General features: G+C 70.8%; 15 protein-coding genes and 1 tRNA gene. 4 read left to right on the forward strand and 12 right to left on the reverse strand.

Annotated elements, in window-relative coordinates:
• The 4 genes from thrB to argS all read right to left on the reverse strand — a co-directional run bounded on the left by thrB (position 1) and on the right by argS (position 5,439).
• The gene (gene thrB, locus G510_RS0103890; RefSeq protein WP_029152554.1) at positions 1 to 945 is read right to left on the reverse strand and encodes a homoserine kinase; all 945 of its coding nucleotides are present in this window, start codon (positions 943 to 945) and stop codon (positions 1 to 3) included.
• Entirely contained in the window at positions 942 to 2,258 is a 1,317-nt protein-coding gene (locus G510_RS0103895; RefSeq protein ID WP_029152555.1) for a homoserine dehydrogenase, read from the reverse strand. The genes thrB and G510_RS0103895 overlap by 4 nt, the downstream gene beginning before the upstream one ends.
• Positions 2,255 to 3,682, reverse strand: a complete 1,428-nt coding sequence (gene lysA / locus G510_RS0103900; RefSeq protein ID WP_029152556.1) for a diaminopimelate decarboxylase — start codon at positions 3,680 to 3,682, stop codon at positions 2,255 to 2,257. The genes G510_RS0103895 and lysA overlap by 4 nt, the downstream gene beginning before the upstream one ends.
• Before the next feature lie 107 nt (positions 3,683 to 3,789).
• Complete coding sequence (argS, locus tag G510_RS0103905) at positions 3,790 to 5,439, reverse strand: arginine--tRNA ligase (protein ID WP_029152557.1); 1,650 nt, start codon at positions 5,437 to 5,439, stop codon at positions 3,790 to 3,792.
• A 34-nt stretch (positions 5,440 to 5,473) separates the two neighbouring features.
• Between argS and G510_RS15290 the strand changes: the two genes are divergently transcribed.
• Positions 5,474 to 6,220 carry an SGNH/GDSL hydrolase family protein gene (locus tag G510_RS15290; RefSeq protein ID WP_245563229.1) on the forward strand — a complete coding sequence of 249 codons (747 nt, stop codon included), beginning with the start codon at positions 5,474 to 5,476 and terminating at the stop codon, positions 6,218 to 6,220.
• A gap of 5 nt (positions 6,221 to 6,225) precedes the next feature.
• On the opposite strand, the gene G510_RS0103915 is transcribed toward G510_RS15290, so the two are convergent.
• From G510_RS0103915 to G510_RS0103950, 8 genes are all read right to left on the reverse strand, one after another.
• Complete coding sequence (locus G510_RS0103915; RefSeq protein WP_029152558.1) at positions 6,226 to 6,582, reverse strand: cupin domain-containing protein; 357 nt, start codon at positions 6,580 to 6,582, stop codon at positions 6,226 to 6,228.
• 93 nt (positions 6,583 to 6,675) lie between these two features.
• Positions 6,676 to 6,843, reverse strand: a complete 168-nt coding sequence (locus G510_RS18180; protein ID WP_157560399.1) for a hypothetical protein — start codon at positions 6,841 to 6,843, stop codon at positions 6,676 to 6,678.
• A 91-nt stretch (positions 6,844 to 6,934) separates the two neighbouring features.
• Positions 6,935 to 7,123: a glycine zipper domain-containing protein gene (locus tag G510_RS17790; protein WP_029152559.1), complete on the reverse strand. Its 189-nt coding sequence runs from the start codon at positions 7,121 to 7,123 to the stop codon at positions 6,935 to 6,937.
• Between the two features lie 220 nt (positions 7,124 to 7,343).
• Positions 7,344 to 7,416, reverse strand: a tRNA-Arg gene (locus G510_RS0103930).
• Positions 7,417 to 7,619: 203 nt separating this feature from the next.
• On the reverse strand, positions 7,620 to 8,270 hold the full coding sequence (locus tag G510_RS0103935) for a YcnI family protein (RefSeq protein WP_029152560.1): 651 nt from the start codon (positions 8,268 to 8,270) through the stop codon (positions 7,620 to 7,622).
• Between the two features lie 61 nt (positions 8,271 to 8,331).
• The gene (locus tag G510_RS17405) at positions 8,332 to 9,015 is read right to left on the reverse strand and encodes a hypothetical protein (protein WP_051216308.1); all 684 of its coding nucleotides are present in this window, start codon (positions 9,013 to 9,015) and stop codon (positions 8,332 to 8,334) included.
• 35 nt (positions 9,016 to 9,050) lie between these two features.
• Positions 9,051 to 9,773 (reverse strand): tRNA (guanosine(46)-N7)-methyltransferase TrmB, encoded by a 723-nt coding sequence (gene trmB / locus G510_RS0103945; protein WP_029152561.1) that lies wholly within the window; start codon positions 9,771 to 9,773, stop codon positions 9,051 to 9,053.
• Positions 9,774 to 9,799: 26 nt separating this feature from the next.
• Entirely contained in the window at positions 9,800 to 10,639 is an 840-nt protein-coding gene (locus tag G510_RS0103950) for a DUF3097 family protein (protein ID WP_029152562.1), read from the reverse strand.
• A gap of 102 nt (positions 10,640 to 10,741) precedes the next feature.
• Between G510_RS0103950 and G510_RS18980 the strand changes: the two genes are divergently transcribed.
• The 3 genes from G510_RS18980 (at position 10,742) to G510_RS0103965 (ending at position 14,450) form a co-directional block, all read left to right on the forward strand.
• Complete coding sequence (locus G510_RS18980; RefSeq protein WP_029152563.1) at positions 10,742 to 12,727, forward strand: TPM domain-containing protein; 1,986 nt, start codon at positions 10,742 to 10,744, stop codon at positions 12,725 to 12,727.
• Positions 12,728 to 12,798: 71 nt separating this feature from the next.
• Positions 12,799 to 13,533, forward strand: coding sequence for a PspA/IM30 family protein (locus G510_RS0103960; RefSeq protein WP_029152564.1), 735 nt, complete (start codon positions 12,799 to 12,801; stop codon positions 13,531 to 13,533).
• 98 nt (positions 13,534 to 13,631) lie between these two features.
• Complete coding sequence (locus G510_RS0103965) at positions 13,632 to 14,450, forward strand: arginase family protein (RefSeq protein WP_029152565.1); 819 nt, start codon at positions 13,632 to 13,634, stop codon at positions 14,448 to 14,450.
• Positions 14,451 to 14,458 lie beyond the last annotated feature (8 nt).

Below are 14,458 nucleotides of genomic sequence, written 5' to 3' on the forward strand. Positions count from 1 at the left end.
TCAGAAGTTGTGCGCTGAGGCACCCTCCGCTGATTGCTTCACTGTACCACCCAGGAAGTCGACGGCGAGCATCAGAGCCTGCCAGCTGCCTCCCGTGCGCTCCTCGGCCACGGCCGCCGCCTCGAGGCGCTTGCCCGGCCCGTCGGCCAGAACGAGCACGCTCGGGCCGGCGCCCGACACGACCGCCGCGAAGCCCTCGGCGCGCAGGGCTCGCACGAGCCCATCCGTTTCGGGCATGGCCGCCGCGCGGCGCCCCTGGTGCAACCGATCCTCGGTGGCCGACATCAGCAGGTCGGGGCTCTGCGTGAGAGCCGCGATGAGGAGGGCGGAGCGCGACACGTTGAAGACGGCGTCCTCGCGCGACACCGCCGGATCCAACACGCTGCGCGCCGTCGACGTCGACATCGTGCGATCGGGCACGAACACGACGGGCGCGACGCCGCGGTGCACGAGCAGCTTCTTGTGCATCGGACGGTCGTTCTCGGTCCACGCGATCGTCAGGCCGCCGAACAGCGCCGGGGCGACGTTGTCGGGGTGCCCCTCGAGCTCCGTGGCGAGGCGCAGCAGATCCGTGTCGGTGAACTCGACCCGGCCCTCGAGCAGGCCCTTCGCCGCGAGCAGGCCCGAGACCACGGCGGATCCGCTGGACCCGAGGCCGCGTCCGTGCGGAATCGCGTTGTTCGCCTCGATCTTGAGGCCCGGCGCGATGAGGCCGACGGACTCGTAGGCGAAGCGGATCGTCCGGGCGACGAGGTTCGACTCGTCGGTGGCGATCTCGGCGGCGCCCGTGCCCTCGACGGAGATCTCGAGCTCGTCGCCCTCGAGCGAGGAGACGGTGAGCTCGTCGTAGACGCTCAGCGCGAGGCCGAGCGTGTCGAAGCCGGGGCCGAGGTTCGCGCTCGTCGCCGGCACGCGCACCTCGACGGTGCGCACGATCGGGCTCATTCGCCCTCCACGCGCAGCACCGTGACGACCCGCTCGACGACGCCGCTCTCGGCGAGGCGCTCGGTCGTGGCGCTGAGCGCCTGCTCCCGGGCGCGGTGCGTGCCGATGACGAGGCGCGCACGGGACTCGCCGTCGTTCGTCTCGACCGCCGTCTGCTCGAGGGTCGCGATCGAGACGCCGCCCTCGTTGAGAATCGTCGCGACCGTCGCGAGCACGCCCTGCTCGTCGGTCACGTCGAGCGTGATCTGGTACCGCGTGGTGATGCGGCCGATGTCGGCGATCGGCTGTGTGCCGCGGGCCGACTCTCCGACGCCGACGCCGCCGGCGATGTGGCGGCGCGCGGCCGAGACCACGTCGCCGAGGATCGCCGAGGCCGTCTGCACCCCGCCGGCGCCCGCGCCGTAGAACATGAGGGGCCCGGCGGCGGCGGCCTCGACGTAGACGGCGTTGTTGCCGCCGTGCACGCTCGCGAGCGGGTGGTCGCGCTTGATGAGCGCCGGATAAACGCGCACCGAGATGGCGGCGTCCTCGCCGTTCTCGGCCGGCAGCCGTTCGCACGTCGCGAGCAGCTTGATGACGTACCCGGCCTTCTTGGCGTTCTCGATCGCATCGGCGCCGATCGAGCTGATGCCCTCGCAGTGCACGGCCTCGAGCGGCACATTCGTGTGGAACGCGAGGCTCGCGAGGATCGCGGCCTTCTGCGCGGCGTCGTATCCCTCGACGTCGGCCGTCGGATCCGCCTCGGCGTAGCCGAGCATCTGCGCGTCGGCGAGCACCTCCGCGAAGTCGGCGCCCTCCGTGTCCATGCGGTCGAGGATGTAGTTCGTCGTGCCGTTGACGATGCCGAAGATGCGCGTGACGAAGTCGCCCGCGAGCGAGTCCTTCAGCGGGCGCAGGATCGGGATCGCCGCCGCGACCGCCGCCTCGTACGACACCGAGGCGCCGACCTGATCGGCCGCGTCGAAGATCTCGGCCCCGTGCGTGGCGAGCAGCGCCTTGTTGCCCGTGATGACATCGGCGCCCGACTGCAGCGCGTCGAGGATGTGCGTGCGGGCCGGCTCGATGCCGCCCATCAGCTCGATCACGATGTCGCTGCCGACGATCAGCTCGTGCGCATCCGTCGTGAACAGCTCGTGCGGCAGCTCGACGTCGCGCTGCGCGTCGACGTTGCGCACCGCGATGCCCACGAGTTCGAGGCGAGCGCCCGCGCGCCCCTCGAGCTCATCGGCGTGCTCGAGAAGCAGACGGGCGACCTGCGAGCCGACGGATCCGGCGCCCAGCAGCGCGACGCGCAGAGTACGGTGGTCGATCATTCTTCTCCTTCGGTGTAGCCGAGGCCGGCGTCGCGCGCGAGCAGGTCGTCGACCGTCTCGCCGCGGAGGATCACGCGCGCTCGGCCGTCGCGCACCGCCACGACGGCGGGGCGAGGGACGTGGTTGTAGTTGCTCGCCATGGCGGCGGAGTATGCGCCGGTGGAGGCGACGGCGACGAGGTCTCCCGGGGTGACGTCTCCCGGAAGGTACTCGTGGTCCACGACGACGTCTCCGGATTCGCAGTGCATGCCGACGATCCGAACGAGCGCGGGATCCGCGTCGCTCGTGCGCGAGGCGAGGCGGGCCGAGTACTGCGCCCCGTACAGCGCGGGGCGCACGTTGTCGCTCATGCCGCCGTCGACGGAGACGTAGAGCCGCTCGGCGGATCCGCCGTCGGTGTCGACCGTGACGGCCTTGGTCGTGCCGATCTCGTACAGGGTGATGCCCGCTGGGCCGATGATCGACCGTCCCGGCTCGAACGCGAGCGTCGGCAGCTCGATGCCGCGCGCGGCGCACTCGTCCGCGACCGCGTCGACGATGCCGTCCGCGAGATCCTCGATCTCTGCGGGCGTGTCAGCGCGCGTGTACGCGATGCCGAACCCTCCGCCCAGATTCATCAGCGGCACCGGACCGCCCTCGAGCAGCCTTTCGTGCAGTTCGACGACGCGCGAGGCGGATTCGCGGAACCCGTTGATGCCGAAGATCTGGGATCCGATGTGGCAGTGCAGGCCGAGGAACCTCACCGACCGCAGCTCACGGATCCGCGCGACGACGGCTTCGGCCTCCGCGAGCGAGAAGCCGAACTTCTGATCCTCGTGGGAGGTCGCGAGGAACTCGTGGGTGTCGGCGTGCACGCCGCTGCGCACGCGCACCAGCACGTTCTGCGAGGCGCCGATCCGCTCGGCGATCGCGCCGATGCGCTCGAGCTCGATCGCCGAATCCACGATGATCGTGCCGACGCCGACACCGATCGCGCGCTCGAGCTCTGCGACCGACTTGTTGTTGCCGTGGAAGCCGATGCGGTCGGCGGCGACCCCCGCGGCGAGCGCCGTCTCGAGCTCGCCGCGCGAGCAGACGTCGATGTTCAGCCCGGCATCGAGCATCCAGCGGGCGACGTGGGAGCTGAGGAACGCCTTGCCGGCGTAGTAGACGCGGCAGGATCCGTCGTGCCGAGCGACGGCCGACGCGAACGCGCGCTGGGTGCGCGCGGCGCGGCCCTTCACGTCGTCCTCGTCGAGGAGCATGACGGGGGTGCCGAACTGCTCGGCGAGCTCGCTCGCCCTCATGCCCCCGATCTCGATCTGGCCGGAATCGGCGCGGGTGATCGAGGCCGGCCACACGCCGGGTGCGAAGTCGTTCGCATCGTCTGGCACCGTGAGCCAGCCGGGCGCGAGCGGGTGTGCGGGGCGGGACGCGGTGACCATCGAGGCGATGAATCCTTACGGGTTCGAGAATCGGAATCCGCGCGCTCGGCGCGCCGCGGACAGTGTCCCCATTGTATGGGGATCCACCCTACTGAACGAGGCGGCGCTCACATGCGCTCGGGCGCGCTGACCCCCAGCAGGGCGAGGCCGTTGCGCAGCACCTGGCCTGTGGCGTCGTTCAGCCACAGGCGCGTGCCGTGCACCGGCTCGACCTCGTCGTCGCCCTTCGGCGTGACGCGGCAGTTGTCGTACCAGCGGTGGTACAGCCCCGCGAGCTCCTCGAGGTAGCGGGCGACGCGGTGCGGCTCGCGGATCTCGGCGGCGAACGCCACGATGCGTGGGAACTCCTGCAGGGCGCCGAGCAGCGCCGACTCGGTCTCGTGCTCGAGCAGCTCGGGCTGGAAGTGCTCGCGCGTGACGTCGGAGTCGGCCGCGTTCCGGGCGACGTTGTGGGTGCGCGCGTGGGCGTACTGCACGTAGAAGACGGGGTTGTCGTTCGTGCGCTTCTGCAGCAACTCGGGGTCGAGCGACAGGGGCGAGTCGGCCGGGAAGCGCTCGAGCGAGTAGCGCAGCGCATCGGTGCCGATCCAGTCGCGCAGGTCGTCGAGCTCGATGATGTTGCCGGCGCGCTTGCTGAGCCGCGCGCCGTTGACCGACACCAGCTGCCCGATGAGCACCTCGATGTCCTTCTCGGGGTCGTCTCCCGCGGATCCGGCGAGCGCCTTCAGGCGGTGCACGTAGCCGTGGTGGTCGGCGCCGAGCAGGTAGATCTTGTGCTGGAAGCCGCGGTCGCCCTTGTTCAGGTAGTACGCGGCGTCGGCGGCGAAGTAGGTATAGATGCCGTTGCCGCGGCGGATCACGCGATCCTTGTCGTCGCCGAAGTCGGTGGTCTTCACCCACACCGCGTCGTCGGCGTCGTACACGTGGCCCTCGTCGCGCAGCCGCTCGACGGCCTGATCGATCAGGCTCGGGTCGCCGGCGTGGAGGTCGCGCTCGGAGAACCACACGTCGAAGTGCACGTTGAACTTCCCGAGCGACTCCTTGATCTCGGCGAGCTGCAGCTCGTACGCGGCGTCGCGCACGGCGGCCTGCGGGTCGGCCTCGTCGAGGATTCCCGGGCGGCCCGCGAGCACCTTGCGGCCGAGCTCGTCGATGTAGGCGCCCTTGTAGCCGTCCTCGGGCGCGTCGGAGCCCGTGATCGCGGCGAGCACGCTGGCGCCGAACCGGTCCATCTGCGCGCCGGCGTCGTTGACGTAGTACTCGCGGGCCACGGTCGCGCCCGACGCCTCGAGCAGGCGCCCCATCGAATCGCCGAGCGCGGCCCACCGCGTGTGGCCGATGTGCAGGGGTCCTGTCGGGTTGCCGCTGACGAACTCGAGGTTGATGCTGTTGCCGGCCTGCGAGTCGTTGCGCCCGTACTCGTCGCCGGCCTCGACGATCGCGCGAGCGAGCTGGCCCGCGGCGGCCGCGTCGAGGCGGATGTTGATGAATCCGGGGCCCGCGACCTCGACGGACGCGATGCCGTCGACCGTGCCGAGCTGGTCGGCGATCAGCTGCGCGAGCTCGCGCGGGTTCGTGCCGAGCTTCTTCGCGAACTTCATCGCCGCGTTCGTCGCCCAGTCGCCGTGATCCCGGTTGCGGGGGCGCTCGATCGTCATGTCGGCGAGGGTCGCGCCGAGCGGCTCGCCCGGGCGCTTCTCGTCCGCGATCGCGTCGAGAACGGACAACAGAACGGTGGCGAGGGCGTCGGGGCTCATAGGGGTTCAATTGTAGGAGCTTTATCCTTGATGAATGCCCCGCTTCCTCCGCCGCCTCGCGGCAGCCTCCTGCGCGGTCGGGCTGGCCACCGCAGCGCTCGCCTCGTGCGCCACCGAGTCGCACGGCGTCGACGTGTCCGGCGATTGGGTCGCGCAGCCCGGAGTCTCGGCCGTCGAGCCGGAGGCCTCGCTGCTCGTCTTCGGCGACTCGTGGACGTTCGGGCTCGCGTCGACGACCGTGACGGGCGGCTATGCGTACCGCACGGGCGCGATCCTCGGGTGGGCGACCACCGTCAACGGCGAGAACGGCAGCGGGTACCTGCGCGCCGGCGAATACGGCGGCTACTACGGCACGCGGGTTGCCGAGCTCGACCCGGATCTCGACCCGGACGTCGTGGTGATCCAGGGCTCGATCAACGACCGCGCGCAGCCGCTGTCGGCCCTCCCCCGCGCCGCACGCGCCGTCTGGCGCGCCGTCGAGGCGACCTACCCCGATGCGGAGCTCGTGATCTTGGGCCCCGCACCGTCGATGCTGCCCGTCAACGAGAGCATCGAGAGCATAGACGACGTGCTCGCCGAGCTCGCGGCGGAGGAGGGCCTGTCGTACATCTCGCCCATCGACGATGAGTGGATCACGACGAGCAACTACGACACCGTCATCGACGCGAGCGCGTCGGGCTACAACCACCCGTCGGACGACGGGCACGCGTACCTCGCGGAGAAGCTCGTCTCAGAGCTTCAGGACACCGACACCGCGGCGCAGATCTCGGCGAGCAAGTAGGCCGCTCAGCCGCGGGCGCGCAGCCCGAAAGCCGGCTTCGTCTTGCGCTGGTGCACCGTGAGGTAGCGCAGGCCGTCGGCGCCGGCGGTGAACGCCCGGCGCGACCGCGGCGGCAGCCAGGCGAGCACGCCCGGCGCGAGCGCGATCTCGTCGCCCGAGGTCTCGAGCGTGCCCGAGCCGTCGATGACGTGCACGAGAACGTCGAGGTCGGGGCCGATGTGCGAGGCGATCCCGTCGCCGGCCGGCAGCCAGATCACGTTCGCGTCGAGGGTGCGGTCGTCGGGCGCGAGACTCCACACGGCGCCCGGCGCTCCGTCCGCGGCGCTGTCACCGACGATGCGAGGCGCGGTCTGATCGTCCATGGCCCCATCGTACGGGCGGCGCGATGGTGGAAGCCGCGGCTCTCGTTATGCAGAGAGAACCGAACGCCAAGTGGGAGGTCGGATCGCGAACGGCTACTCGTCGGAGGCAGACGTGAAGCTGAACGCGGCGACAATGCCGAGCATGACGCCGATCGCGATGCCGAAGAACCAGTCGTCCCAGAGGATGCCGAACGTGACCGACATCATGAGCGCGGCGATGGATCCGGCGTACCAGTCGACTCGCGACCCATTGCTGTTCATCGGTCACCGGCACGAGGAACGAGCGGGGTCCGCTTCATCGGGCCGGGAAAGCACACGGACGAACCGATCTCGGAGGACTGATGAGCATGAGCTATCCGGATTTCCTCGCATCGGCTGCAGCGCCGATCACAAGGCCGACGAGAAGCCCGACACCCGCACCGATCGCGAGGTTGTCGAACACCGTGAGTCCCAACGCTGCACCGAGCGAGAGCCCGAGCGCAACCCCGACCCCGACGCCCATGTGCGACTGTCCGCGAGGTTCTTCCTCTGGTTCCGTCATGCCATCGACAGTACGACGATGCACGGACCGAAACCTCCCCCACGCGACGGATATCGCGGTCGAGAGAACGCGTCGTGCGACCGGCAGCAACAACGGTCGAGGTCAGCGCATCCAGAAGCCATGCGCGCTGTATGTGCGCTGGCGCGTCGGCGGTTTCGAACGGAACAGAACTAGGGGCCGAGAGTTCCGCGTGTTTCTGCGGATCTCCCGGCCCCATCTGTGCCCCCGGAGGGAATCGAACCCCCGACCTTCGGTACCGGAAACCGGTGCTCTATCCCCTGAGCTACGGAGGCGGACCACACGAGCTTACCAGCGGGTGCAGCCCGGTCCGTTCACCCGATTCCCGGGCATGGCGCCCGGTTCTGTCGGGGTGCCGGCCGGGTGTCGTGCGGTTCTGTCGGAGATCGATGCGAGGAGCGCCCTCGAAAGGCGTGTCCGGCCAGTTTCTCCGACTGAACCGGGAGCGCCTCGACACGGCCTCCGACAGAACCGGGCGTCAGCTCTTGCGGCGAGAGGCCGAGACCGCGATACCGAGCGCCGCGAGCGAGATCACGACGGCCGCGCCCGTGGCGACGTAGCCCGCGACTTCGAGGCCGGACGGCCCCGACTCCGCAGGCGAGTCCGCATCGACAGCGGGGGCCGCGTCGACGAACTCGAGCACGGGTGCGGGCGCCTCGAGATCGTGCGGGTCCTCTCCCGGGGACGCGACCTCGCTCCACGACGTCGAGCCGTCCTCGCACGTCTGCTCGACGGGGAATGCGAGGGGATCCGCCGCATCATCGGCGAACCCGACGAGCATCTTCACCTCGCCGCGGATGTCGTTCGGCAACGGCGTGGTCGCCGTGTAGGTCACGGTCGAGACCCGCCCGGCATCGCCGTCGCGCTCGGTCTCGATCGTCCAGTTCGCGTCGGCGATCGGGTGCACGCCCGAGAGCCCCTCGGGCATCGATACCGCCACCGAGGTCGTCGGCGAGCCGTCGCAGCCGTGATTGATGCCGAACGTCAGCGTCGTCTCGCTGCCGGGCGAGGCCTCCCCCGACGGATCCACGCTCACGTGAGCGAATGCGGCCGCGGGTGCGAGGACGAGCCCGGCCGCGAGCGCGAGGCCGGAGGCGCCGAGCAGCGCCTTTTTTGTGAAACCAGTCATGTCATATTCCTTCGAAAGCATGCAGAAGACACCGGCCGGACGGCCGGGTCGAATGGATTTCTCAGGAGAAGACGGGTGGTCCGCGAACGCCGGTCGCCGGCAGCCAGACCGCGGACGGCCGGATGCGCGGAGCGACGTACGCGATGACGCGCGGCGCCGTCGGAAGGGGACGAACCGGCGCGAACGAGCGCACCGACCGCCGCTGCCATGCCGCGCCCCGGCGGATGACCGTCTCGCCGTACGCGAGGATCGCGATCGTCACGAGCGCGGCGATCACGTGGGATGCCACCATGCCCGGACCCTCCGCGCCGCCATGCACGAACGGCGCTGATTCGACCAGCGCGCCGTGCGCATGGTGGGCATGCGGGGCGCCGGGCACCATCCCGCCCGGGGCGCCGAGCAGCGAGAACGCCGCGTGGAACGCGAGCTGTGCGAACGCCGTCGCCGCGATGATCCGGGCGAGCCCCGGGAGGCCGGGATGCGATTCGGCATCGCGCCCTGCGCGCCCGCGCAGCAGCCCGATCACGGCCCGCGGCGGGCGGGCCGTCAGCAGTACGGCGGACGGCAGCACCAGCAGCACGATCATGCCGACGACGATCAGCGGCGCGGGCGCCTCGCCCCCACCCACCGTGTGCGAGATCGCGGCGAGCATCGTCGTGATGCCCGAGGTGGCGGCGCCGCGCGCGGCGAACGCGCCCCGGCCGGCCCGCCCCGCCACGACGGCGCGCGATGAGGAGGCGGACATGCCGCCCACTCCATCTCCGCGCGTCGACACGTCGTCTACCGCGCGATGCGGCGGTACGTGAGATCGCGGATGTCGCGCCCCTTGTCGAGCCCCTTGCGCTCGAAGGCGGTCATCGGCCGGCCGGCGAAGCGGTCGTCCCACTCGCCGTCGAACGCGCGCTCGAACTCGGGCTCCTCATCGAGGACCTCGCGCATCTGCAGCGCGTAGTCCTCCCAGTCGGTCGCGAGCCGCAGCAGGCCGCCGTCGCGGATCGCCCGCCCGACGACCGCCCCGAAGCCCGGGCTGATCATGCGGCGCTTGTTGTGGCGCTTCTTGTGCCACGGGTCCGGGAAGAAGATGCGCACCTCGTCGGTCGACGCCTCGGGCAGCAGCGTCTGCAGTACCTCCGGCGCGTTCGCCTCGATGAGGCGCAGGTTCTGCAGCCCGGCCTTGTCGGCATCGAGCATCGTGCGCGCGAGGCCGCCGTGGTAGACCTCGACCGCGAGGAAGTCGGTCTCGGGATGCTCGGTCGCGGCGTGGATGATCGCGTGGCCCTGCCCCGTGCCGATCTCGACGACGAGCGGCGCGACGCGGCCGAACTCCTGCTGCGGCACGAACCGCGCGTCCGGGTGCACCGAGGTCTCCGCGACGTCGCGGGGCACGTCGAAGACGTAGGTCGGCGCGAGCTCGCGCCAGGCGCGCTCCTGCCCGTCGGACATGCGTCCTCCGCGTCGGACGAACGACAAAGGTCCCGTGCGTCGGGTGGCCGGTTCGGTCATGCTTCCAGGGTACGCGGACGCGCTGGTCACTCCCCGACGGTGACGAAGTCGATGAGCTCCTCGACCCGGCCGATGAGCGTCGGCTCGAGGTCGCGGAACGTCGTCACGCGAGACAGGATCCGCTGCCACGCGAGCCCGATGTCCTCCTTCGTCTCGGCCGGCCAGCCGAGCCCGCGGCAGATGCCCGTCTTCCAGTCCTGGCCCCGCGGCACGACGGGCCAGGCCCGGATGCCCATCGCCTCGGGCTTGACGCACTGCCACACGTCGATGAAGGGGTGTCCGACGATCCGCAGGTGCGTCCCGTGCCGGCCCTGCAGGATCCGCCGCGCGATGCGGTCCTCCTTCGACCCGTCGACGAGGTGGTCGACGAGCACGCCGTACCGGCGCTTCTCGGACGGCGGCTCGGCCTCGAGCAGCTCCTCCAGCAGGTCGAGCCCCTGCAGGAACTCCACCGCCACGCCCTCGGCGCGCAGGTCAGCGCCCCAGACCTTCTCCACGAGCTCGGCGTCGTGCTTGCCCTCGACGAGGATCCGGCTCGGCAGCGCGATGCGCGCGCGCTCGTCGGCGGAGACGAAGGATCCGGACGCGGTGCGCGTGCGCCCCTGCGGCTTCTTCAGCGCCTTCTCGAGGATCACCGGCTCGCCGTCGATCAGGAAGCCCGCGCCGATCGGGAACGCGCGCCGGCGCCCCTTCCAGTCCTCGAGCTCGACGTTGCCCGCCTCGACGCGCGTGATCGCGCCGCACCAGCCGTCGCCCACGACCTCCACGACGAGGCCCATCTCGGCCGCGACCGGGCGCGAGACCTTCTTGCCCTGCTCGCGCCACCCGGACGCGAGGACATCAGATCCGTATCTGTCTTCGAACATCCTCGCCAGCGTACGACGAACGCGCATGAATCCCCGATGAATCGCCCTGCCGGAGCCCTCTCGGACAATAGGATCTAGGAAGTGGTTTCCGAAGGGGGAAGAATGCGGAGCACACTCGTACGCATCCTGGCGGTGCTCGGTCTCGGTGCCGCGCTCGCGCTGGCGCCCGGAGCGGCCCTCGCCGCGGATCCGCCCTCTCTCGGCGGCGGGCACGTCCACGACGGCTCCGAGGTGCTCTCCCCCGCGGAGGAAGAGGACGCGAACGCTCGGCTCGGCCAGCTCGCCGCAGACGGCGACCTCGAGCTGTGGGTCGTGTACGTCGACGAGTTCACGAACCCCTCGGACGCGCGCGAATGGGCGGGCGCCACGGCGGACGCCAACGGCCTGGGCTCGGATCAGTACCTGCTCGCCATCGCGACCGAGGCGCGCCAGCTCGCGATCGTCGGCCCCGTCGAGGGATCGCTGAGCGATGCGAAGCTCGGATCCGTCGAGGAGGCCGTCGGCACCGCTCTCGGCGGCGACGACTGGGCGGGCGCGGCGGGCGCCGCCGCCGCCGACGAGCTCGAGTCGCAGGCCGCACCGAACTACACCGGGTGGTGGGTCGCGGGCATCGCGGTCGTCATCGCCATCATCGTCATCGTCTGGCTCGCGGTCTCGCGGGCCGCGAAGAAGCGGCGCCTCGAGCGCGAGGCGCGCGAGAAGCTCGAGGCCGAGGTCGACGACGTCTCCTCGCGCGCCTCCGGGCTGCTCGTCGAGATGGACGACTCGCTGCGCACGGCCGAGCAGGAGATGGGATTCGCGGTGGCGCAGTTCGGCAGCGACGCCGTCTCCGAGTACTCGACCGCCCTCACCCGGGCGCGCGAGGCGCTGAACCGCTCGTTCACCATTCAGCAGCAGCTCGACGACGCCACCCCCGAGACGCTCGAACAGAAGCGCGGCATGTACGGCGAGATCGTGCAGCTGCTCGAGACCGCCGATGCCGAGCTCGACGACAAGGCCGAGGGCTTCGAGGAGCTGCGCGCGATCGAGAAGAACGCGCCCGCCGTGATCGAGCGCCTGACGGCCGAGCGCGCGGCCGCGGCCGACGGCCCCGAGCGGATCACCGCCGAGATCGCGCGGCTCCGCGAGACGTATGCGTCGCCCGCGATCGACACGGTCGAGGACAACGCGGAGGAGACCGCCTCGCGTCTCGAGTTCGCCGACCTGCGCCTTGTCGAGGCCCGCGAGCACCTCGACGCCGGCGACTCCGGCGAGGCCGCCGTCGACCTGCACGAGGCCGAGCAGGCGCTCGGCCAAGCGAACGAGCTCGTCGCGGCCGTGACGGGGCTCCAGAAGACGTTCGCCGAGGCGGAGAAGGACGCGCGCGAGATGATCGCCGATCTCGAGAACGACATCCGTCAGGCCCAGGCGCTCGAGGATCCCGAGGGCCGGCTCGCGCGGGCGATCACGGCGACGCGCTCGCACATCGACACCGCCCGCACCAACCTCTCCGGCGGCGAGCGCACCCCCGTGATCATGTTCGAGGCGCTCGATCAGGCGAACGAGCAGATGGATGCCGCGCTCGCATCAGCGCGCGCCGAGGAGGAGAAGCGGCGCCGCACCCAGGCTCAGCTCCACCAGACGCTGCGCCGCGCGGCGGGCGAGCTGCACTCCGCCGAGACCCTCGTGAACACCCGCCGCGGCGCGGTCGGCCAGTCGGCGCGGTCCTACATCGCGCAGGCCGGTCAGGCCATCGGCGAGGCGAACGCGCTGCAGTCGTCCGACCCGGCCGCCGCCCTCGCCGCCGCCAAGCGCGGGCTGAGCCTCGCCCAGCAGGCCACGCGCTCCGCGCGATCCGACGTGAACATGTACTCCTCGGGCGGATACGGCGGCCGCTCCGGCGGATCCGGCGTCGGCGGCCAGATCCTGGGCGGCATCGTCGGCGGGCTCATCGGCGGCGCGATCTCCGGCGGCTCGCGCCGCGGATCCGGCTGGGGCGGGTCGTCGCGCGGCTCGTTCGGCGGCGGCTTCAGGGGCGGTCGCAGCTTCGGCGGCGGTCGCAGCTTCGGCGGCGGCTCGCGCGGCGGAGGCGGCGGCCGCCGGTTCTGATCCCGCGCTTACCTTCATCCGCAAGACTTCATCCACTCACACATCTCGACCACCACCGAAAGGCACACGCAATGTCCAAGCAGTCCATTTTCGGCCGTATCTCGACCCTCATCCGTGCGAACGTCAACTCGCTCATCGATCAGGCCGAAGACCCCGAGAAGATGATCGACCAGCTCGTGCGCGACTACACGAACAACATCGCGGAGGCCGAGTCGGCGATCGCCGAGACCATCGGCCAGCTGCGCCTCCTCGAGCGCGACACCGCCGAGGACAAGAAGGAGGCCGCGGAGTGGGGCAACAAGGCCCTCGCCGCGAGCCGCAAGGGCGACGAGCTGCGCGCGGCGGGCGACACCGCCGGCGCCGACAAGTTCGACAATCTCGCGAAGGTCGCCATCCAGCGTCAGGTGCAGACCGAGGGCGAGCTGAAGTCGATCGAGCCGCAGATCCAGCAGCAGCAGGTCGTCGTCGACAAGCTCAAGGACGGCCTGAACGGCATGAAGGTCAAGCTCGATCAGCTCAAGAGCAAGCGCAACGAGCTCGTCGCGCGCTCGAAGGTCGCCGACGCTCAGAACAAGGTCTACGACGCCGTGAAGTCGGTCGACGTGATGGATCCGACGAGCGAGCTCGGCCGCTTCGAGGAGAAGGTGCGCCGCCAGGAGGCGCTCTCCACGGGCAAGCAGGAGCTGGCCGCGTCGAGCCTCGACGCGCAGTTCGAGTCGCTCGAGGACATCGGCGAGCTCACCGAGGTCGAGGCGCGCCTCGCCGCGCTGAAGTCGGGTGGAAGCTCCGGCTCGATCGAGGCCTGACGCCGCCCGGGGTCGTGCGGATCCGGCGCCGCGCGTCGACGCGGCATCGGATCCGCACGACCCTCCCGTTTTTCTGACGCGTGATGGAAGATATGAGGATGACTCGGTTCATCGTCGTTCCGCAATGGCAGGGATCCCCGTCCGCGCGCGCCATGTCGCTCATCGACGGCGCCGACGCGATCCAGAGCGACCTTCCGAGCTCGGCCACCACGCGCGTTCCCGTGCCGACCGAGGCGGGCGAGAGCCTCGACACCGGGGTGCACCGGGCCAGCACGCTGCGCCGCGTATCGCAGCACGTGCGCGAGGAGCTCAGCGCGTTCCCCGGCGAGCGCCTGATCGTGATCGGCGGCGACTGCGGCGTGGCCGTGCCCGCCATCGCGCACGCGGCAGGCGACGACCTCGCCGTGGTGTGGTTCGACGCGCACGGCGACCTGCACTCCCCCGAGACCTCGCCCTCCGGCGCATACTCGGGCATGGCACTGCGGGCCGCCCTCGGCACCGCCCCCGAGGGCCTCGGTGCGTCGATCGGCGCGATCGCCCCCGAGCGCGTCGTCCTGGCGGGCGCGCGCGACCTCGACCTCGACGAGGACCTCGTGATCTCCGAGTCGGGCATCCGCGTGGTCAGCGCCGACGACATCGCCGGTTCGCTGGCCGATGCCGTCGTCGCCACCGGTGCGAGCCGCGTCTTCATCCACATCGACCTCGACGTGCTCGACCCGTCTCACATGGCGGGCGTCTCGGTGGCGCAGCCGTTCGGGGCGGATCCGGCCGACGTCGTTTCCGCCATCGCCGCGATCCGCGAGCGGCTCGAGCTCGCGGGCGCCTCGATCGCCGGGTTCGCGCCCCGTTCCGCCGACGCGGCCGTCGACGATATGGGCACGATCCTGCGCCTCATCGGCGCGCTGGCGAAGAAGTAGCCCGGCGC

Origin of the sequence: Microbacterium gubbeenense DSM 15944 (assembly GCF_000422745.1) — a bacterium.
Taxonomy (GTDB): Bacteria; Actinomycetota; Actinomycetes; order Actinomycetales; family Microbacteriaceae; genus Microbacterium; species Microbacterium gubbeenense.